This is a genomic window from Halorubrum wangae (assembly GCF_051194135.1).
In the GTDB taxonomy this organism is placed as follows: Archaea; Halobacteriota; Halobacteria; order Halobacteriales; family Haloferacaceae; genus Halorubrum.
The window spans coordinates 296,293-315,301 of the sequence record NZ_JBLZNH010000003.1 but is presented as its reverse complement, the minus strand read 5'-3'; the positions used below and the strand labels follow the sequence as shown (position 1 = coordinate 315,301).

Below are 19,009 nucleotides of genomic sequence, written 5' to 3'. Positions count from 1 at the left end.
CCCGTACGGTAACGCGCACGTCCCGACCCGGGTGTTCGACACAAACACATGTCTCTCAATCCGTGTTTTCCAGCTGAATAGTCGGCCAAACCCCAGAAATACTCAAGAGGTAGACTCAGTCAGTTCCACCTAATGCGCAAGACGAGCGTAGATGGAGACGGTGAGAGACTAACACGTCGCCGAGCATTACAGGGGATCGGAGGGGTACTCGGGGCGCTCTCGTTCACGGGGACCGCGACCGCCGAGGACGACTGGATAAACGTCGTCGAGCGGGGTGCGGACCCGACGGGACAGGAGTCTATCAACCCGGTCTTGGACGAGATACCGTTCGACGACGGGACGACGCTGTACTTCCCGGAGGGCGAATACCTCATGGACGACACGGTCCGCCACGTCGGCTTCCGCGGGTTCGACCTTCGCGGCGACAACGCGACCATCGTCCCGGCGGCCGACTACGACGGGCAGTGGCTGTTCAAACTGGGAACGTTCGACCAGCCGGGGGAGGACCTCCACGTCGAGGGGTTCGACTTCGACTTCACGGCCGACGACACCGGCCTGCGCGTGCTGCAGGCGCAGGTCAGCGACGACCTGCTCGTCGAAGACCTCGCCGTGCGCGGGGAACACGACAGCGGAAACAAGGGCCCGTTCCTCTTCGACGTCACCGATCCGTCCGGTATCGGCACCATCGCGAACGTCCGGATTCCGGACGGGGGCGAGTTCTCGGCGAACACGCCGGGAGACATCAACGTGGGGCCGTCGGGGATCATCGTCACCTCGCAGCACGACGGCAAACTCTGGGTTCGCGACTGCGAGGTCGGCCCGTGGCCCGACAACGGCCTCTACTGTTCGACCGACGGCGGACGGGTCGTCGTCGACGGCGGCGTCTTCAAGAACAGCAACATCGCGAGCATCCGCCTCTCGGGCGACTACAGTTCGATCCACGACGCGACAGTCGTCGTCGACGACCGACGTGACAGAGACACGAACCAGCGCGGGATCCGCCTCGACGGCGGGAAGTACAACTGGATAGAGAACACGGACATTCACCTGACGGACCCCACCGGCCATGCGATCAGCGTCCTGAACGAGGTCGAGTGGGCGCGAATCCAGAACTCGCGGGTCGTCGTGGACGGCGACACCCCCGCGAAGGCGATCTCCGTCTCGCCGAACGCGGGCAAGATCGACATCATCGGGACCGAGATCGAATTCAACAGCCCCGGCCAGGCGCTCCACGTCCGGGGGCCCAGCAGTGCAGACGCCGATCCGGTGTACATCCTGAAATCGAGCGTCACGGGGAGTGGCGACGGCTCCAACGGTCGTCACGCCGTCCGTATCGAGCGGGGTAACGGGACGTTCGATCGGTTCGACGTCGAGCAGACGGGCGACGACTACCGACGCGGTATCAAGGTCACGGGCGACGGCTCTACCTTCCTCTGGGGCGACCTCGAAACGACGCACATTCCGCTCGTCAACGACGCCGACGGGACGAGGTTCCGCGGAATCACTGCACGGTCGCTCGGCGACTACGAAGGGATGAAGATTCTCAACGAGAGTTCGGGCGTCGAACTCGTCGAATGCGCCCTCTACAACGGCGTCCTGGAGTACGGTAACGTCGACGTCGACTACGACGGCAACTGGTTCCTGTAGTCGGCTCCGGTCGGTCCTCGGCGAACACGCGGAGCGCTCTCTGATCCGCCACCGCCGACAGCGTTACCGCCGACCGACGAGCCTCTCACGGGTCCAGCGTCGCTTCGATAAGACGGTCGATAGAACGTCGGAGACGCTGTGAGACTCCCGATTTCGAGATTCCGAGCTCGTCGGCGACCTCCTCTTGTGAGACGTCCCGGGGGACCTGGAAGTAGCCGTTTCGGTAGGCGACGAGCAGCGCTTCGCGCTGTCCCGGTGGGAGCGCCGTCTCGGCACCGATGTCCGTCTCTCGAGCGATGTGGAGCCGTTTGACGCGGAACGTGATCCCGTGGTCGTGATAGTGGGACTGTATTTCGTGGAGCGTCGAGTGGGTGGGGACGTGCATCAGGATGTTCCAATCCCCGTCGGCGTGCCGAGCGGAAAGGACTTGTACGCCCATCTCGGTCGTCTCTGGAGGAAAGAGCGGGACTCCGTCCTCGAAGCGGAGTTTGAATCGGTTGTCGTCGCCGATCGTTCCGAGATACTCCGCTTCCGTCACTGTGGGGTCATGCTCCAGTTCGGTCCGCAGCCGCTCGATGTCGCTCCCCGCGACGTCGCTCTCCTCGATGGTGACGAACGCGTAGTCCCATCCGAGCCCCTGTGTCGGTTGGAACTCCAGTGTTATCGGACCCTGATGCGACGCGGTGAACGACGATAAGACCAGTTGAGAATCTTCGAGACACACCTCGAGACACATCGGGTGAGAAACACTTTCACGTCCCTCGGTCATCAATACTTCGTCCTACCCGGAGTAGACGGGTTATTATGTAGATAGTAAGGCCGTGAAACTGATCTGTTGACGATTCGTGACAGCTCACAGTCAATTCGGCGCTACATACTACGATGCCGATAATAACGTGCCGTAGGCGCCCACTGACTGATAGCGCACCACTCAAATGTACAAAGACAACTCAATCGCCGTCGTCGTGCCGGCGTACAACGAAGAGGGATACGTCGGGGACGTCATCGACACGATGCCCTCCTTCGTCGACGTCGCGTACGTCATCGACGACGGGTCCACCGACGGAACGTGGAACGAGATCGTCGAAGCCGCCGACGCGTTCAACGACGGTCACACGCCCGAATCGCCGGCTTACGACGACGTCATCGTCCCCGTCAAACACGACGAGAATCGCGGCGTCGGCGGGGCGCTCAAGACGGGCTACCTCCGGGCGCTCGAGGACGAAGTCGACATCACGGCGGTCCTCGGGGGCGACGGGCAGATGGACCCCAACGAACTCGCGAAGTACCTCGACCCCATCGCCGAGGGCGACGCCGACTACTCGAAGGGCAACCGCTTCATGAAGAGCGAAGACCTGGCGGCCATGCCGAGTTTCCGCCTCGTCGGCAACTCCGTGCTCTCGTATCTGACGAAGATTTCGAGCGGGTACTGGAAGACGATGGATCCGCAGAACGGGTACACCGCCATCTCCCACGAGGCGCTGAAGGAGGCGGACATCGAGAACATGTACGAGTACTACGGGTACTGCAACGACCTGCTCGTCAAACTCAACACCGAGAACCTCCGCGTCGCCGACGTCGCGTGCTCGGCCGAGTACCTGTACGACGACGACTGGAAGAGTCACATCAACTACGGCGAGTACATCCCGCGCGTCTCGGGGATGCTGCTCAAGAACTACTTCTGGCGGGTGAAAAACAAGTACATGCTCCGCGACTTCCACCCGCTGGCGGCGTTCTACCTCCTCGGAACCGCTGTCTCAGGCGTCTCGGCCATCGGCCTTGCCGGCTCGGGGCTCTCCGGCGACGGCGACGGGCCGTCCGACACCGGCAGTTGGGCCATCGGACTCCTCTTCGGCGTCGCGTTCCTCCTCCTCGGAACGGTCCTCGACCACGACGATAATCAGGCGCTCGAGATGCAGGTGGACGACGACACGTACGACACGACGATTCCCACCGAAACGGTCCTCGACCACGACGATAATCAGGCGCTCGAGATGCAGGTGGACGACGACACGTACGACACGACGATTCCCACCGAAACGGTCCTCGACCACGACGATAATCAGGCGCTCGAGATGCAGGTGGACGACGACACGTACGACACGACGATTCCCACCGATTAACTGTCACTCTCGTTCGAATATCCAGATTAAAAGACAGTACATATTTAAAGACTGTCCAATTGAAGAGAGAGTAATTGGTCGGGGGAGTCCGTTCGCTCCTCTGTGAAAGAAATCATTCCCAAGTCCGGCTCGGCCCGCGAGGAGGACGACACCACCGGCTTGAACATCACCAGACGAGGCTATCTGGTCGGCGCGGTCGGCGCGGTCGCAGTCGGGAGCACGCTCACGAACCCCGTGGAAAGCGTCCAAGCAAGCACAATGACAGTCGACGTTCCGCAAGCGTATCTCGACCGGTTCTCCAGCGTGGTGAACGTCGTCGAGGCCGGCGCGGACCCGACCGGGAGCGTCCCGATCGACGACGTTCTCTCGGACACCGTCGGCGACGACACCCTGCTCGTCTTCCCAGAGGGGCGATACTTGATGAACAGCCAACTCAGGGAGACCGGGTTCGACAACCTCGGGTTCTACGGCCCGAACGCCACGATCAGCCACGGGCAGATCGACGCGATTGACGGCAACTTGGTGACCGCGGGCGACTTCTCCGGGGCGGCTCGGCTCTTCCGGCTCGGCGTCATCTACTCGCCCGGTACCGACCTCCTCTTCGAGGGGTTCACCTTCGACTTCACTGGCGCACAGTCGGGAGTCCGCGCCATCGAGGCGTACGTCACCGACGGGCTCGAAGTCCGAGACGTCACGATCGAGGGACAGCACGATACCGGTACGCTCGGTCCGGCACTGTTCAGCGTGACCGCGGCGAACGGAAGCGGACTCGTCGAACGGTTCCGCGCGCTGGACGGCGGCGCGTACTCCGAAGACACAATCGGCGACATCAACCTCGGCCCGACGGGGATGCTCATCGACCCGTACAGCGCGGGGACGCTCCGCGTCGTGGACTGTGAACTCGGTCGGTTCCCCGACAACGGGCTGTACGCCTCGGGTGCACACGGAACGGTTCACGTCGAGGGCGGAACCTACAAGAACAGCTCCGTCTCCTCGATCCGCATCAAGGGGTACCAAAGCAGTATTCGCGACGCCACGGTCGTCATCGACGAGATTGTCCCGGGAATCAGTCAACGCGGCATTCGGCTCGACGAGGGGTCTGACCTCCGCGTCGAAAACACCCACATCGAGGTCACCGGACCGGCCGAGAACGGCATCCTCGTCCTCGACGACGTCGAGACGGCGACGATCCAGAACTGTTCCGTCTCGTTGAACGACGACGGCGGGTGCTCTCGCGGCATCCAGGTGACCGACGACGCCGGCAGCGTCGACGTCCTCGACACGACCATCGACATCCACGGCTCGAACTTCGCGGTGTTCGTTCAGGGGAACAACACCTCGAAAGACGCGATGGTCCTCGTGAAGAACGTCACCATCACCGGATCTGCCCCGGGGGATGACCAACGAGAGGCGCTTCGCGTCGAGCGCGCGAACGGCCGCTACGAGAACTTGACAATCGACCAACCCGGAGACGGCTACCGTCGCTGCGTCGAGGTGCTGGCCGACGACAACCTGTTCCTCGGCGGGACCTACGAGGCGACGCACCACCCCTTCATCAACTCCGGGAGCCGGACGCGGTTCGACGAGATCACTGCGCAGTCGTACAGCGGTCGGGAAGCCATCAAACTGTACTCGGAGGGCACCGACGTGGTCATCACGGACTCCGTCCTCTACGGCGGGTACATCGACAAGGGAGCGGAAGGCTTCGTCGTCGACAACACCGAAATGCCGCCCGCCTGAGGCGACACTCGCCTTACGTACCAGATAAGAAAGGCCCCAGGACGAGCACGGGAGGTAACGCATGGACCGAGACCAACTGGCCGACAAGAACCTCCTCGTCGTCTCGCACGGGTACAAACACTTCGTCAAGTCACAGGTCGACGTGCTCGCGGAGTACTTCGACACCGTCACGGTCTGTGTCAGGTACAACTGGTTCGCGGACGTGGCCTCGCGGCTCCCGGGTGACAGCGGAGACGGGTTCGGCAAAGACTCGAAGATAGCCCAGTCGCACGTCCCCGAAAACGTCCACGTCGTCGAGACGCCCCTCCTGTATCTCCCCGTCGACTTCCAGCGCGACCACTTCCTCGGGCAGCAGCACGCCCGGAAGGTTCGAAAGGAACTCGAAGACCACCCGATCTCGTTCGACCTGATCCACTGCCACATGTCGTGGACGTCGGGGTACGTCGGTGCGCGCCTGAAGGAGGAACTCGACGTTCCGTACCTCCTCACCGTCCACGCGAACCGCAACTGGTTCCAAGAACAGCTGGACTCCGACAACGACCGACTGACGCGGGCGTGGACCGACGCCGACCGACTGATCCGCGTCAACCGACGCGACCGCTCGAAACTCGAACCGTACAACGACGACGTCGTCCACGTCCCGAACGGGTACGACACGGACATCTTCGAGCGGGTTCCGACCGAATCGGCACGCGAGCGACTCGGTATCGACGACGAGACGCCGGTTGTGTTCGCCCTCGGGACGCTGAAGCCGCGGAAGGGGTTCCAACACCTCATGCGCGCGATGACGCAAGTCCGAGACGCCGAGCCGGATGCCCGACTCGTCATCGGCGGGCAGGGCGGGATGCGCGACGAGCTCGAATCCCTCGCCGAGGAACTCGGCATCGCCGACCAGACGGACCTCCTCGGCTACGTCGAGTCGGAGACGCTGAACGACTGGATGAACGCCGCCGATATGATGGTTCTCCCGAGCTACAGCGAGAGCTTCGGCGTCGTTCAACTGGAAGCGATGGCCTGTGGAACGCCCGTCGTCGCAACGAAAAACGGCGGCAGTGAAGAGGTCATTACGAGCGACGACTACGGACTGCTCGTCGAGGGCCCGGAGTCACACGACGAACTCGCCGACGCCGTCCTCGAGGCGCTGAACCGAGACTGGGACGCCGACGCAATCGAGGCCTACGCGAGCGAGTTCACGTGGGAGACCGTCTGCGAGGAGATCGCGGACCTCTACGTCGAGGTCCTCGAAGCGCAGCGAACAGAGCCGATTCCGACGGCGCACTGAGGGTCAGCGTCGACCTGTCGGTTCAGCACTCCTCACTACAGGCAGTTTCTCTGCCCTCGCGCAGGCGAGTGATGAATCCACAGAAGAAGGGTCCGCACCCAACACTCCCGGATGGTCGGTGCCAACGCTGCTGATGTCGGCCCGTCGGTAACAACGCGATTCTACCCACCGAAATCGTACAATCCGTCCGAGCCGACCGAACTGGCCGTCGGTGACGAACTCGTGTTCACGACAGAACTCCTCGACGATGTCACGGGTCGGAGTCGCGTCGTCGCGCACGACCAGCAGTCTGGTGAACAGGAGTGTGTGGATGAACCGCCATCAGGTGGCGAGGACACGCCGGACAGCGGACTCGCACGAGTGTTCGACTCACCAGTGATCGCTGATGGTAGAGTCATCGTCGCGAGTGACGGTGCACACAACGACGGCGACTGGGAATACGGCGGCATATTCACATTCGACACCCGGACGGGAGCGCTCGAGTGACTCAATCAAGGCGTCCTCCACTGGCGTAATCCACTGCCGTGACTGTTCTCGGAATCTACGTGAAAGAAACCGGAAATGACCGTGACTCGTCGACGAGACTGTTATCGCTCGCAGCAACTGACAAGGAAATCGGCCCAATCCACCGTCCGAAACAACTGTAGCATTCCTCCTGCGCGCTAAATCGACTGAAACCACGGCGTCCCGCTGGTGGGGGACCACAACGAGAGAAGCCAGTTCCTCGCCTTCGTGGGACGGTCCATCAGGAGCGCCGGCATGTCGCTAAACGTTGTCGTGACGCTCTCGGTTGTTGTGGTTGCTATCGTCGTCAGTAACGACGTTGTGGTGGTATTCTCAGTCGTAGTGTTTTCCGTCGTAGTGTTTTCCGTCGTAGTGTTTTCCGTCGTGGTGGTGTTCTCAGTCGTAGTGTTCTCGGTCGTGCTGCTGTCCTCAGTCGTGGTGTTTTCCGTCGTGGTGTTTTCCGTCGTGGTGTTTTCCGTCGTGGTGTTCTCGGTCGTGCTGCTGTCCTCAGTCGTGGTGTTTTCCGTCGTGGTGTTTTCCGTCGTGGTGTTCTCGGTCGTGCTGCTGTCCTCAGTCGTGGTGTTTTCCGTCGTGGTGTTTTCCGTCGTGGTGTTCTCGGTCGTGCTGCTGTCCTCAGTCGTGGTGTTTTCCGTCGTGGTGGTGTTCTCGGTCGTAGTGTTTTCCGTCGTACTGCTGTCTTCTGTCGTGGTGTTTTCCGTCGTACTGCTGTCTTCAGTCGTACTGCTGTCCTCAGTCGAACTGTCTTCAGTCGTACTGCTGTCCTCAGTCGAACTGTCTTCAGTCGTACTGCTGTCCTCAGTCGAACTGTCTTCAGTCGTACTGCTGTCCTCAGTCGAACTGTCTTCAGTCGTACTGCTGTCCTCAGTCGAACTGTCTTCAGTCGTACTGCTGTCCTCAGTCGAACTGTCTTCAGTCGTACTGCTGTCCTCAGTCGTACCGTCTTCAGTCGTAGTGGTGTTCTCGGTTGCAGTGCTGTTCTCCGTCGTGGTGTTCCCTGTCGCACTGCCGTTCTCCGTCGTGGTTGGCGGATCGTCCGTGGATGAATCCCCGCTCTGGTCCCCCGAGCTATCGGAGGTATTCGACGGTGAGTCCGTGGTCTGCGTCTCGTTCGTCGACGACGGCGCGTCGGTGACCGGTTCGGTGTTGTTCACCTCCGGAATCGGCGAGTCGCCGTCGATGGACGACCCCACGTCGATGCCGGGCACGCCCGCGGCGAGTACGATCCCAGAAAGCGAGAGGAGGATACCGAGAATGAGGAGGGCGCGTTGAAGGGTGTCCGAGTGTCGGTCGGTCCACGACGTGCTACTCCGCGAGCGCCTTCCGATCCCGCCGAGGCTGCCGCCGATGCCGCCGTTGCTCGCGAGGGCGGCGGATGCGCGCGACCCTATGGGGTCCGGAAGCGACTCCATCACGTCCAGCACCTCGTCGACCCCGACGGCGCCGACCAGGAACGCCACCGTCACGAAGACGATGAACCCGATTGGGGGGATGACCGCCAACGCGACGAGGCTGTTCTCGACCGTCACCGAGAGGAGGTAGATGGGGACGACCGCGATGACCCCCGTCGCCAACACCCGACCGATTCGCGCGTCCGAGAACGGGTTGAATCCGAGGTGACGGGCGCTGAGGAGGTTGAACAGCGGCAACGACGAGTAGCCGATGGTCGTCGCGACCGCCGCCCCGAGAATTCCGTATCGAGGGATGAGAACCGCGTTGAGACCGAGGTTCAGAATCGCTGCGGCCCCGGTCGCCGCGATGAGCGGTTTCATGTCCGCCTTCGCGTGACTGATGGCGAGGATCGGTCTGACGATGGCGAATCCGATGGTCCCGGGCAGGAGAATGAGGAGCGGCGTGACGACCGGCATCGCCCCCTGACCGAGATACAGCGGGACGAAGTCCTTCGCGAGCGCCCCGAGCCCGATCGACAACAGCACGACGACGAGCATCCCGTACCGGGTGACTCGCGACGCGATCTCGTTTATCTGGTCGATGCGGCCCTTCGCCCAGAGGTCCGAGACGGACTGGATGAGCATCGACTGAATGGACCGCGGGATCACCCAGAGGAATTGGGTGATGACCAGCGCGGACTTGTAGTAGCCGACCTGCGTCTCGGTGACGACCGAGGCGAGCATCAACACGTCGGCGTGGTACATCGACGTGAGGAACAGCATGTACACCACCGAGAGGTGGTTGAAGCTGAACAGCTCCCTCGTCGGGAACTCGCCCGGCGACCTGGTGACGATGCCGCGGAGCGAGATGTTGGTTCGAAGCCACCACAGCGCGAGCAGGGCGACGAGTCCGTTGACGACGATGAGACCGACCATCATTCCCCCGATCTCGAAGCCGAAGTAGACGATTCCGATGAGTACGATCCGCGAGCCGACCTTGTTGAACACGCGCAGCGGCTCCGAGAGGTGTTCCTGCTTGAGCCCCATCAGCGACCGGCGCGAGAACTCGCGGAACTGCGTCGCGATAGTCAGCCCCGCCAGGCCGTAGAAGCCGACGACGTACTGCTCACCGAGATACTGGGTGACGAGACCGAAGTGCGCCGCGCCGGCGAACGCCAGCGCAGTCAGCACCGCGAGGAGCGTCCCGAGGCGGAAGTAGTAGCCGAAGACGTGCGTCTTCCAGTTCTCAATCGGCCGTTCCTCGGAGAGGAACTTGCGGGCACCGCTGTTGATCCCCGAACTCATCAGAATGGTCGAGATGCCGAACACCGCCGTGAGGGTGCTGTAGCGCCCGTAGAGTTCGAACCCGAGGGTCTTAATGAGAAGCGGGGTGAGAACCACCGACGACAGCACGATGAAGATACGCCCCCCCACGATGGAGAGGAACGCCGTGACCATGTTTCGACTCACGGTCGATGCCCCCGCCCGTCACGCTCGACGAGTGAAACCGGCCGTTTGAGACGCCTCTCTCGGTGGCGTCTCGGGCACTGGTCACGTGCTGTCCGATGGGTCGTATGCATTGATAACGGAGATATCTCAGTCAGACGGTTCGATCGCGATCGTGACGGAGTCGCCGTTTTTGAGGTAGTACTCGTTCGGGTCGACCGACTCACCGTTGACCTTCACGGTGGCCGCTCCGTCCTCGCTGTCGAAGGCGTACGCCGTTCCGTTGTAGGTGATGGCGTCGTCGCTCACGTTGATACCTTCGAGCGTCGACATCGCGTAGCCGACCGTGACGTGCGCGGAGTGTGCGTGCCACGGGCTGGCGTGTCCGCCTTCGAAGTGGAAGTGGTCGTTGTGGCCGGCCTGCTGGTACTTGTCCTGACTGAAGTCGAGCTCCTCACCGTCGACGGTGAAGTCGATAGTCCCGTGGACGTGGAGGTTCTCCGGCGGGATGTACTCGCCCGGCGGGGTGACGTCCGAGCCGTCAGTCTCGACGAGCACCCAGATCTTGTCGTCCGATTCGAGCGTGTACTCCTCGGGGTCGACTTCGTGGCTGCCGACGCGGTAGATGATATTCGTCCCGTCCGTGGACTCGTCGTAGGTCTCACCGTCGTAGGTGAGCGTCGACTCCTCAGCCTCGACGCCGGCGGACCTGAGCGCCTCCGAGAGCGTCACGCTCTCGTTCGTGTACCAGGTGTCGCTGTCGGCCATGTTGATGCCGTCCTCGCCGTCGATGTTCGCCGCGAGGTCGACGCGTTCGTCGCCGACCATCACGGCCATCTCTCCGGTGTACTCCGCATCAATCGCGGTCGACGTGTTCGAGTCGGACTCGTTCTCGTTGCTGTGTGAGTCGCCGTCCGATTCGTTCGACTCCGTCGTCGTATCCGAGGTGTTCGTCGTGTTCGAATCGGCCGTCTCAACCGTCCCTTCGCCGGTCGAGTCGGGTGCTGGCGTTCCTGCATCGCCGCCTGGGAGACCCGCACAGCCCGCAGTCGCCACCAGCAGTCCGACGATGAGCGCCATACTTGCGCGTTTCACTGCTCTCGATTGTCGTTCCATATCCAGTTCGTCCGTCACACCGCCCCCCCGTTATTATCGACCTGGTAGCCCCGACTTATCGGACCGATAAAGCGGCGGACGCGAGCGCGGGCGCGGACGCTCAACGCGGCTCATTCGAACGCTCGGAGGCCGTTTCGGCGTTCGACGAGCGAGTTGTCACGCTCGCAGTCGCGCTGGCGGTGCTTACGCGCGCTTTACCGCCGACCCTCGGGGCCGTGACTTCGGAGAGCAGTTCGTCGACCAGTCGCGTTCGGTCGACGTTGTTCACCGTCGCGGCCGGAACGAGACGGTGTGCGATGGTCGCGTGGGCGACGTCCGTTACGTCGTCCGGGGAGACGAACCCGCGCCCCCGCACTGCGGCCGTCGCTCGGGCGGCTTCGAAGAGATGCTGGCACCCGCGCGGGGAGACGCCGACGGCGACCCGCTCGTCAGAGCGAGTCTGCTGGACGATGTCAACGATGTACTGCTTGATCTCGTCGTCGACGCGAATCATCTCCGGGACCCGTTGCATCACGAGGACGCTCCCCTTCGAGAGGACCGTCGAGACGGAGGGCGTCTGTTCGTCCCGAGCGTCGCGTCGGTCGAGTAGCGTTAGCTCCTCCTCCTCGTCGGGATAGCCGAGGTTGTCCTTGATCAGGAAGCGATCCTTCTGCGCCTCCGAGAGCGGGAACGTTTCCTCGCCCTGTTCGACGCGGTTCTGCGTGGCGATGACGAAGAACGGTTCGGGAAGTGGATACGTCTCACCGTCGATCGTCACCTCTCCCTCGGCCATCGCTTCGAGGAGCGCGGCCTGCGTCTTGGGTGGGGAACGGGTGATCCCGTCGGCGAGGACGACGTTCGCGAACACCGGTCCCTTGCTGAACTCGGTCGATTCGTCTCGTTCGCCGCCGACGTGCGTCCCGGTCACGTCGGCGGGGAGGAGGTCGGGCGTGAACTGGATCCGCGAGAACGAGAGGCCCAGCGCGGTCGCGAACCCCCGTGCGGTCAGCGTCTTTCCACTTCCCGGGACGCCCTCCAGGAGCACGTGTCCCCGTGAGAGCGCGCCCGAGAGGATCCGCCGGAGGACGGCTTGGTCCACGACGACGGCACGGGATATCTCGTTGATGACGCGCGTACTCAGCGTTTGTAACTCGTTGGTGTCCATACCCCCTGCTCGGTCCGTCCGACTATTATTATCGGAGCGATAAGCCGTCGGCCGTCGTCCGCGTTACCAGAGCGATAATAAAGGACTCTCCGCGACGAGTGTCACTCGATTCTGGATGCCAACAGTGAGCGTCATTATCCCCACGTACAACCGAGCAGACGTCCTGCCGCGGTCCATCGACAGCGCACTCGATCAGACGCTGGAGGACGTCGAGGTCGTCGTCATCGACGACGCCTCCGACGACGACACAGCGTCCGTCGTGAACGAATACGACGACCCGCGTCTGACCTTCCTCGAACACGAGACGAACAAAGGCGGCAGCGCCGCCCGCAACACCGGCATCGAAGCCGCGACGGGCGACTACATCGCCCTCCTCGACTCGGACGACGTGTGGGCGGCTACGAAACTCGAACAACAGGTAGAGACGCTCGAACAGCGGTCTGACGAATGGGTCGCCGCCTACTGCGGAACGACCGTCGTCAGCGACGAGGACGCGACTGCCGGGTGGGAACGCCTCAAGTCGTTCCTTGGGGGCCACGGTTCGAGAGAGGGCGCAGAGGGCGGTGAAGCGCTCGTCAAGGAGGTGCTCATGGAGAACCTCCACACCAGCGCCGGGTCGACGCTCATCGTCGAGTCGGACGTCGTGGACCGGATCGACGGGTTCGACGAATCGTTCGACCGGTATCAGGACACCGAGTTCCTCATCCGCGTGCTCAAGCAGGGGAAGTTGGCCTACGTCGACGAACCGCTCCTCTGGCGCTACCCGTCTGGCGGCCCGAGCGCCGATGCCGTCCGAGAGGCGAACAGCCACTTCCTCCGAACGTTCGCCGACGACGTCGTCGAACTGGAGACCGAGGGCTACGACGTGACCGGAATCCACCACTACGCCATCGCGTCGCTGTATCTGCGAGAAGGTCGGTTCGACTCCGGGCTCTCGTTCCTCCGCGCCGGAACGACGCCGTCACCGAGTCAGCTCCCGGGTCTCTGTTTCAACGTGATCAAAGGCGTCCGGACGCGGTTCGGCGCCTGAAATCGCGGTCCTTCGGCAAGCGTCCCGAGAGACGGACCGCGGCCGTCGGTCGCCGTCACTCGTCGAACGGCGACCCGAACCCGTCGGGCATCGACCCCTTCTCGGCGACGACGTTCTGTCGCCCCACGCTGACCTTCTCGATCGTCCCCTCGTCGGCCATCTGGGAGAGCAGGCGGCTCACCTTCGACTTGGACCAACGCGTCTCCTCGACGATGAGACCCTGATACACCCACCCGCCGTTCTCGCGGAGGAGTTGGAGGACTCTGTCCTCGTTAGTCAGCATCGGCTCCGACGACTGCTGACGTTCCGCGTGGTCGATCTCTGGTGGGGGCGTCGACTCGTCCGCGTCGTGTTCGTCGGTCGATTCGTCGTCGATGGACGCCCATGCCGCCCAGACCCACGAGGGAACGTACCGGTCGATCCGGTGGCGCCACGAGGGCCAGGCCCAGCGCGCCACGACCGCGAAGATACCGAAGAGCGTCATACTCGCGAACAGGAGCATCGGCGTGGTGCGGCTGTCGGCCGGATCCGTCCCCAGTCGCACTTCCAACCCGTCGTTCAGTCCGTCGCCGTCGGTGTCCACTTTCGTCGGGTCGATTCCGTGTGCGTACTCGTAGCCGTCTCGCAGGCCGTCACCGTCCGTATCGGCAGTCGCGTCCTTCGGCGCCAATCCGAGTTCCACCTCGACGCCGTCGGGAATTCCGTCGTTGTCGGTGTCCGGGTTCGTCGGCGAGAGCGACATCGATAGCTCGGTCGGGTCCGACAGGTTGTCGTTGTCGGTGTCGACCGACGTCGGTGACGTACCGTAGTTGTTCACCTCGGCCCCGTCGGTGAGGCTGTCCCTGTCGGTGTCCGCCAGGACCATCGAGGTGTTGTACGACACCTCCTCCGCGTTCGAGAGTTTGTCGCCGTCGATGTCGCCGTCCTTCTCGATGACCCTGATACTGATCGTGTCGGAGCCGATCGGCTCGGTCTCCCCCGGAGAACCGGGCCAGAGGACGACGGTGACGTTTCGCGTCTCCCGAAACGCCGAGAGGTCGGCGAAGTTCACGGTCACCGATTCGCCCCCTGCCGCGGATCTCTGGCTGTCACAGACGATCTGCGCCCCGGTTTCGTTCTGCACGCAGACCTTGTAGAGGTTCGACTCGTTAGAAGGGGGGATCGTCACCCTCAGGCCGTTGGGTTCAGACTCCCAGAGGAACACGGATCCGTCGACGCGTTCGACCGGAACCGGGTCGGTGAACTCGGCTTGGACGACCGTCCCGTTCTGCTGTGCGACCGGTGCCGCGGTGGCGGACGCGGGAGCGACGGCCGCGACGAGGACGAACGCGGCCATCACCAACAGGACTCGGGCCTGAGACATGATTAGGACGAATGTGGCTGTATGCGGGTGTCGCTGCTCGGACGGTGGTGTGGAGTTACCTCACAGTCGAGTGTCCAGCCTTCTCGATTCGGTCGGGAACGCACATTTATATCCATCAAATTATCCATTAGATCTAACAGTATGGTATGTCTCTCCATCAGATCTAACAGTGTGGTATATCTCTGGATCACACTCACGCGTATTAATCTCACGGAGGGCAGATCCGGCGACCTCCGGTGATCGTACCGGGTACTCGCCGCGCTAACGTGCTCATATGCCCATTACACACCGCAAGCGGCGTTTATATCGGAACAGTCTGGGCCTGTCTGGGTGTCTGGTGTGGAACGCCTTATTCTTCATCCGCGGCGCCGGAGTCGTCGAGAACTTGCCAGAACGAGAGCGCGGTGTACACGCTCATGACCGCGAGGGCGACGAACAGGTGCGGAACGGAGCTGATCAGGGGGAGCCCCAGTCCCGACGCACCGATCAGGAGCGCGCTCACGCCCGACACGCCGAGGTAGTACGTCCCCCACGCGTGGTCTGACTCGTCGTCGTCGGCGTCCGATTCGTCGTCGCCTCCCGGCTGTTCGAGGTGGGCGATGAGCTTCTGGGCGGCAGGTTTCTTCTCGACGATACCTCGGCTCTGGTTGTAGTCGATGATTCCCTCTTTGTCGAGCTTCGGGAGGTGCGCCTGGTACAGGGCGATGTACACGCGCTGTCGCTGGTCGGACATCAGCGCCTGCAGCGTCGTGTCGTGCTCCCACGCGGCGACCTGCTCCGCGATGTCGCGCATCTGGACCGGCCCCTCGCGGCCGCGCAGATACTCGAGGACGTTCCGGCGCCGCTCGTTCTGGAGGAGATGGTAGACATCGTCAGCGTCGAGATCTGTCGTCTCTTCCTCTTCCACTTGCGGTTCGAGCAGCGAGTCTTCGGGGACGTCTACTTGGACGGTCATCGTTGCTCGTACCCTAACAGGGAGGACAAATAAACCGGGAATATAGTCCCGGATTTTCCAAATGTTGTCGACTGTTTACCCCCGTTTCTAAGGGGTTTCTCTTTACTTTATACGACTGTTTCACACTGTTTCAACCCTCAAAATCACCAGACGGTGGCTTTGTTGGATTTTCAACAGTCGTCAGACGTCGGCAGGATCGAACGTCAATGTAATCCGGACTGTTGCAGCCGGCTACATCGGTTCACGCCGTCGAACGGTGGTGGTCAGTCCGCGCCGGTGGGAATGTTCGGGTTGTCGGCCGACCCCGACTGCGCCGCGCGGTCCAGCGATTTCGTCAACTTCAGCACGCGGAGACCCTGTTCGCCGTCCACGACGGGGTCTTCCCCCGTCTCGGCGGCGTGCGCGAACGAGCTAAGTTCGCTCTTCAGGGGTTCGACCTGCTCGACGGTGAGCGTCTCGACGGAGTTCTCGTGTCGGTGGCGAACGAAGGAGTCGTCGTCGATGTGCGCCGGCACCGACGACCGGTGGATTTCGATGCTCTGGTCGATGTAGTCGACCTTGACGCGGCAGTCCTCCGCGGAGATGGTGAGGCCGCGGACCTTCTCTTGGGTGACGCGACTCGTGGTGAGAGACGCCGTCACGCCGGAGTCGAATCGGAGGTTGGCGTTGGCGTAGCGGCAGTCGGGGGTGCCGACCGAACTGTACGAGTCGACGTCGCCGTCGACGATGTCGAGCACGATGTCGAGGTCGTGGATCATCAGGTCCATCACGACCGAGTCGTCGATGGCGCGGTCTATCGGCGGACCGACCCGTTCGGTCGACACCGCGTAGATGTTCAACTCGTCCACGAGGTCACGAAGCGTCTGGACCGCGGGATTGAACCGTTCGATGTGGCCGACCTGTAACGTGAGGTCGCGCTCGTCAGCGATGTCGATGAGCTCTTGCCCATTCTCGGGGTCGTCGACGAACGGCTTCTCGACGAGCACGTCCACGTCCGCTTGGAGTGCGCGCTTCGCGTTCTCGTAGTGGAACTGGGTCGGCACGGCGACGGAGACGATGTCGGCGGCGTCGAGCAGATCGGCCATCGACCGCGAACTCGTCCCGTACTCCGCGGCAACGTTCGCCGCGTTGTCGTCGTCCACGTCGAAGACGCCGACGAGGTCCGTCTCGTTGAGTTCGTCGTAGACGCGGGCGTGGTTCTGTCCCATGCTGCCGACGCCGATGACGCCCGCGCGGATGGTGTCGTCAGTCATTGGACACCTCCATCGTCGTCCGCGTTGGGTCAGACGGCGGCTTGATGGTCACCTCGTCACGGAGGACGGTCCCGACTCGTTCGACTTCCTCTTCGTCGAGCGCCGGATGGACGGGGAGCGACAGCGCCTGATCCGCGACGCGCTCCGCGGTCGGGGCACTCACGCTGAGCGCGTCGTAGGCTGGCTGGTCGTGGATACATCGCGGGTAGTACACCCCGCTTCCGATCCCGTGGTCGTCGAGCTGCTCGGCGACCGAATCGCGGTTGCCGACACGGACCGTGTACTGGTGGTAGGAGTGTTCACTGCCGTCGGGGATCGCCGGCGTGACGGCGTTCGTCTCCGCGAGCAGTTCGTCGAGTCTCGCCGCGTTCTCACGGCGCCGCTCGATAAACCCGGGTAGCCGTTCGAGCTGCGCCCGCCCCATCGCGGCGGCGATGCTCGTCATTCGGAAGTTGTGTCCCAGCGAGACGTGTCGATACCCGTCGGTCTCGCGGCCGTGGTTGATGAAACTCGCCGTGGCGTCGGCGACGTCTTGGTCGTCGGTGACGACCATGCCGCCTTCGCCCGTGGTCATGTTCTTCGTCGGGTAGAACGAGAAACACGCGGCGTCGCCGAGCGACCCGACCGGGCTGTCGCGGTACGTCGCCCCGTGGGCCTGTGCGGCGTCTTCGATGACAGCCACGTCATACTCGTCCGCGAGTTCGCGCAACCGGTCCATCGGGGCCGGGAGGCCGTAGAGATGGACGACGACCATCGCGTCGACGTTTCCATCGAGTGCCTCGAGCTTCGCCTCGACGTGTTCGGGGTCGAGGTTGAACGTCTCGGGGTCGATGTCCGCGAACTCCGGCCTGCCGCCCGCGAACCGGATCGCGTTCGCCGTCGCGACGAACGAGAACGGCGTGGTGAGTACCGTGTCACCGGGGCCGACGCCGACCGCTTCGAGTGCCGCGTGAAGTGCCGTGGTTCCGTTCGACGTCGCGACGCCCAGGTCGGCGTCACAGTACTCCGCGAACTCGGCTTCGAACTCGCGAACTTCAGGACCGTCGGCTATCATCCCGGACTCGACGACCGACTCGATGCGCGAGACCTCTTCGTCGCCCAGTATGGGGTTGGCGATGCTGACGTCTCCGCTCATCGCTGTCTCCCGTCGCTGTCGTTCGTCGCGCTCGTGCCGTCGGACGGTCGCTCGTATCCATTGTGGAATAGGTGTGATACTCTCATAGCTTAGCGTGCGGTCCCGCTCCCGCTGTCGGGGGACAAGCACTATGCGGGGATTATTATTGGTCAGATAAGCGCTCTCGAAGGCTAATAAGGGGAAATATCCCTCATCAGGGGCCAGCGCCACCACTGGGTTTTATTTTTATAGATCCCATAGTCCAACCCATCAATGGTACCCTGGTCGCCGACCGGATCGGACAATCTCGATGCGAGGTCGGGGCCAACGCTCGACGACAGGCCCGGCCTCGGTGGCGTCACCGAACCGCGGCGCCGGGAAACCATCGTCTCGATCGTCGACGAACGCCCGCAGACCCCCACTACGATCGGTGAACTGACCACCGCCCTCTCGGGGTGGTTCGAGGAGGAGACCGACGGAATGGTCCCCACCGACGAGGAGATCCACAGCGTCCTCTACGACTTCGACCTCCCGCGCCTCGACTCGGCCGGCCGACTCGAATTCGACCAAGAGACCGGTCAGGTGTTCTCCTCGCGTGCTGGCGACGCGGGCGCCGACAGCGGGATGCGGCGACCCACCTCGGCGGCCGCACGGACCGACGACGAACGCACGAGGATCCGGTCCATCGAAGGCGGCGAGATCTCAGTCGAACGGGCCGTCGAGTTGGGGGTGCTCCTCTTCGGCGTCGCCGGCGTCGCCCTCGCCGTCTCGAGCCTCAATCCGTTCGGCACGGCCACCTCGCTCATTCCCGCGGCACTCGTCGTGCTCTTCTTCGGCTATCGAGCGCTCACGCGCGCCTGACTGGCGGGCGCGCTTCCCGTCT

Annotated in this window: 14 protein-coding genes and 1 pseudogene; 7 read left to right on the top strand and 8 right to left on the bottom strand. The window is 62.9% G+C overall.

Translation table 11 applies throughout. The features are described from left to right. Nucleotides 1-132 precede the first annotated feature (132 nt). Nucleotides 133-1,647 (top strand): pectate lyase family protein, encoded by a 1,515-nt coding sequence (locus ACNS84_RS11650; protein ID WP_435075037.1) that lies wholly within the window; start codon nucleotides 133-135, stop codon nucleotides 1,645-1,647. A gap of 85 nt (nucleotides 1,648-1,732) precedes the next feature. On the opposite strand, the gene ACNS84_RS11645 is transcribed toward ACNS84_RS11650, so the two are convergent. Further along, nucleotides 1,733-2,416 (bottom strand): helix-turn-helix domain-containing protein, encoded by a 684-nt coding sequence (locus tag ACNS84_RS11645; RefSeq protein WP_435075036.1) that lies wholly within the window; start codon nucleotides 2,414-2,416, stop codon nucleotides 1,733-1,735. A gap of 166 nt (nucleotides 2,417-2,582) precedes the next feature. Between ACNS84_RS11645 and ACNS84_RS11640 the strand changes: the two are divergent. From ACNS84_RS11640 to ACNS84_RS11625, 4 genes and pseudogenes are all read left to right on the top strand, one after another. Next, nucleotides 2,583-3,605: pseudogene (locus ACNS84_RS11640) on the top strand (glycosyltransferase family 2 protein); the annotation flags it as partial. Between the two features lie 267 nt (nucleotides 3,606-3,872). Then, a complete protein-coding gene (locus tag ACNS84_RS11635) occupies nucleotides 3,873-5,510 on the top strand; it encodes a right-handed parallel beta-helix repeat-containing protein (protein WP_435075035.1) in 1,638 nt (545 codons plus the stop codon). Between the two features lie 61 nt (nucleotides 5,511-5,571). After that, the gene (locus ACNS84_RS11630) at nucleotides 5,572-6,792 is read left to right on the top strand and encodes a glycosyltransferase (RefSeq protein ID WP_435075034.1); all 1,221 of its coding nucleotides are present in this window, start codon (nucleotides 5,572-5,574) and stop codon (nucleotides 6,790-6,792) included. Between the two features lie 222 nt (nucleotides 6,793-7,014). Then, entirely contained in the window at nucleotides 7,015-7,278 is a 264-nt protein-coding gene (locus tag ACNS84_RS11625) for a hypothetical protein (RefSeq protein ID WP_435075033.1), read from the top strand. Nucleotides 7,279-7,454: 176 nt separating this feature from the next. Here ACNS84_RS11625 and ACNS84_RS11620 read toward each other — a convergent pair whose 3' ends face one another. The 3 genes from ACNS84_RS11620 to ACNS84_RS11610 all read right to left on the bottom strand — a co-directional run bounded on the left by ACNS84_RS11620 (nucleotide 7,455) and on the right by ACNS84_RS11610 (nucleotide 12,411). Then, the gene (locus ACNS84_RS11620) at nucleotides 7,455-10,175 is read right to left on the bottom strand and encodes an oligosaccharide flippase family protein (RefSeq protein ID WP_435075032.1); all 2,721 of its coding nucleotides are present in this window, start codon (nucleotides 10,173-10,175) and stop codon (nucleotides 7,455-7,457) included. Between the two features lie 126 nt (nucleotides 10,176-10,301). Further along, the gene (locus ACNS84_RS11615; protein WP_435075031.1) at nucleotides 10,302-11,267 is read right to left on the bottom strand and encodes a hypothetical protein; all 966 of its coding nucleotides are present in this window, start codon (nucleotides 11,265-11,267) and stop codon (nucleotides 10,302-10,304) included. A gap of 100 nt (nucleotides 11,268-11,367) precedes the next feature. Then, nucleotides 11,368-12,411: an AAA family ATPase gene (locus ACNS84_RS11610; protein WP_435075030.1), complete on the bottom strand. Its 1,044-nt coding sequence runs from the start codon at nucleotides 12,409-12,411 to the stop codon at nucleotides 11,368-11,370. A 115-nt stretch (nucleotides 12,412-12,526) separates the two neighbouring features. Here ACNS84_RS11610 and ACNS84_RS11605 point away from each other — a divergent pair, with 115 nt between their 5' ends. Next, nucleotides 12,527-13,441 (top strand): glycosyltransferase family 2 protein, encoded by a 915-nt coding sequence (locus ACNS84_RS11605; protein ID WP_435075029.1) that lies wholly within the window; start codon nucleotides 12,527-12,529, stop codon nucleotides 13,439-13,441. Between the two features lie 55 nt (nucleotides 13,442-13,496). On the opposite strand, the gene ACNS84_RS11600 is transcribed toward ACNS84_RS11605, so the two are convergent. From ACNS84_RS11600 to ACNS84_RS11585, 4 genes are all read right to left on the bottom strand, one after another. Further along, nucleotides 13,497-14,804: a helix-turn-helix transcriptional regulator gene (locus ACNS84_RS11600; protein ID WP_435075028.1), complete on the bottom strand. Its 1,308-nt coding sequence runs from the start codon at nucleotides 14,802-14,804 to the stop codon at nucleotides 13,497-13,499. A 349-nt stretch (nucleotides 14,805-15,153) separates the two neighbouring features. Then, nucleotides 15,154-15,759, bottom strand: a complete 606-nt coding sequence (locus ACNS84_RS11595) for a DUF7344 domain-containing protein (protein ID WP_435075027.1) — start codon at nucleotides 15,757-15,759, stop codon at nucleotides 15,154-15,156. Between the two features lie 263 nt (nucleotides 15,760-16,022). Beyond that, nucleotides 16,023-17,012 (bottom strand): Gfo/Idh/MocA family oxidoreductase, encoded by a 990-nt coding sequence (locus ACNS84_RS11590; protein ID WP_435075026.1) that lies wholly within the window; start codon nucleotides 17,010-17,012, stop codon nucleotides 16,023-16,025. Beyond that, on the bottom strand, nucleotides 17,005-18,147 hold the full coding sequence (locus tag ACNS84_RS11585) for a DegT/DnrJ/EryC1/StrS family aminotransferase (protein ID WP_435075025.1): 1,143 nt from the start codon (nucleotides 18,145-18,147) through the stop codon (nucleotides 17,005-17,007). The genes ACNS84_RS11590 and ACNS84_RS11585 overlap by 8 nt, the downstream gene beginning before the upstream one ends. Nucleotides 18,148-18,399: 252 nt before the next feature. Here ACNS84_RS11585 and ACNS84_RS11580 point away from each other — a divergent pair, with 252 nt between their 5' ends. Then, on the top strand, nucleotides 18,400-18,987 hold the full coding sequence (locus ACNS84_RS11580; RefSeq protein WP_435075024.1) for a DUF7344 domain-containing protein: 588 nt from the start codon (nucleotides 18,400-18,402) through the stop codon (nucleotides 18,985-18,987). Nucleotides 18,988-19,009 lie beyond the last annotated feature (22 nt).

What these genes read in the sequence shown, in the direction of transcription:
- ACNS84_RS11650 (WP_435075037.1), top strand. Translation starts at nt 133, where the DNA reads ATGCGCAAGACGAGCGTAGATGGAGACGGTGAGAGACTAACACGTCGC.
- ACNS84_RS11645 (WP_435075036.1), bottom strand. Translation starts at nt 2,416, where the DNA reads ATGACCGAGGGACGTGAAAGTGTTTCTCACCCGATGTGTCTCGAGGTG.
- ACNS84_RS11630 (WP_435075034.1), top strand. Translation starts at nt 5,572, where the DNA reads ATGGACCGAGACCAACTGGCCGACAAGAACCTCCTCGTCGTCTCGCAC.
- ACNS84_RS11615 (WP_435075031.1), bottom strand. Translation starts at nt 11,267, where the DNA reads ATGGAACGACAATCGAGAGCAGTGAAACGCGCAAGTATGGCGCTCATC.
- ACNS84_RS11610 (WP_435075030.1), bottom strand. Translation starts at nt 12,411, where the DNA reads ATGGACACCAACGAGTTACAAACGCTGAGTACGCGCGTCATCAACGAG.
- ACNS84_RS11605 (WP_435075029.1), top strand. Translation starts at nt 12,527, where the DNA reads ATGCCAACAGTGAGCGTCATTATCCCCACGTACAACCGAGCAGACGTC.
- ACNS84_RS11600 (WP_435075028.1), bottom strand. Translation starts at nt 14,804, where the DNA reads ATGTCTCAGGCCCGAGTCCTGTTGGTGATGGCCGCGTTCGTCCTCGTC.
- ACNS84_RS11595 (WP_435075027.1), bottom strand. Translation starts at nt 15,759, where the DNA reads ATGACCGTCCAAGTAGACGTCCCCGAAGACTCGCTGCTCGAACCGCAA.
- ACNS84_RS11590 (WP_435075026.1), bottom strand. Translation starts at nt 17,012, where the DNA reads ATGACTGACGACACCATCCGCGCGGGCGTCATCGGCGTCGGCAGCATG.
- ACNS84_RS11585 (WP_435075025.1), bottom strand. Translation starts at nt 18,147, where the DNA reads ATGAGCGGAGACGTCAGCATCGCCAACCCCATACTGGGCGACGAAGAG.
- ACNS84_RS11580 (WP_435075024.1), top strand. Translation starts at nt 18,400, where the DNA reads ATGGTACCCTGGTCGCCGACCGGATCGGACAATCTCGATGCGAGGTCG.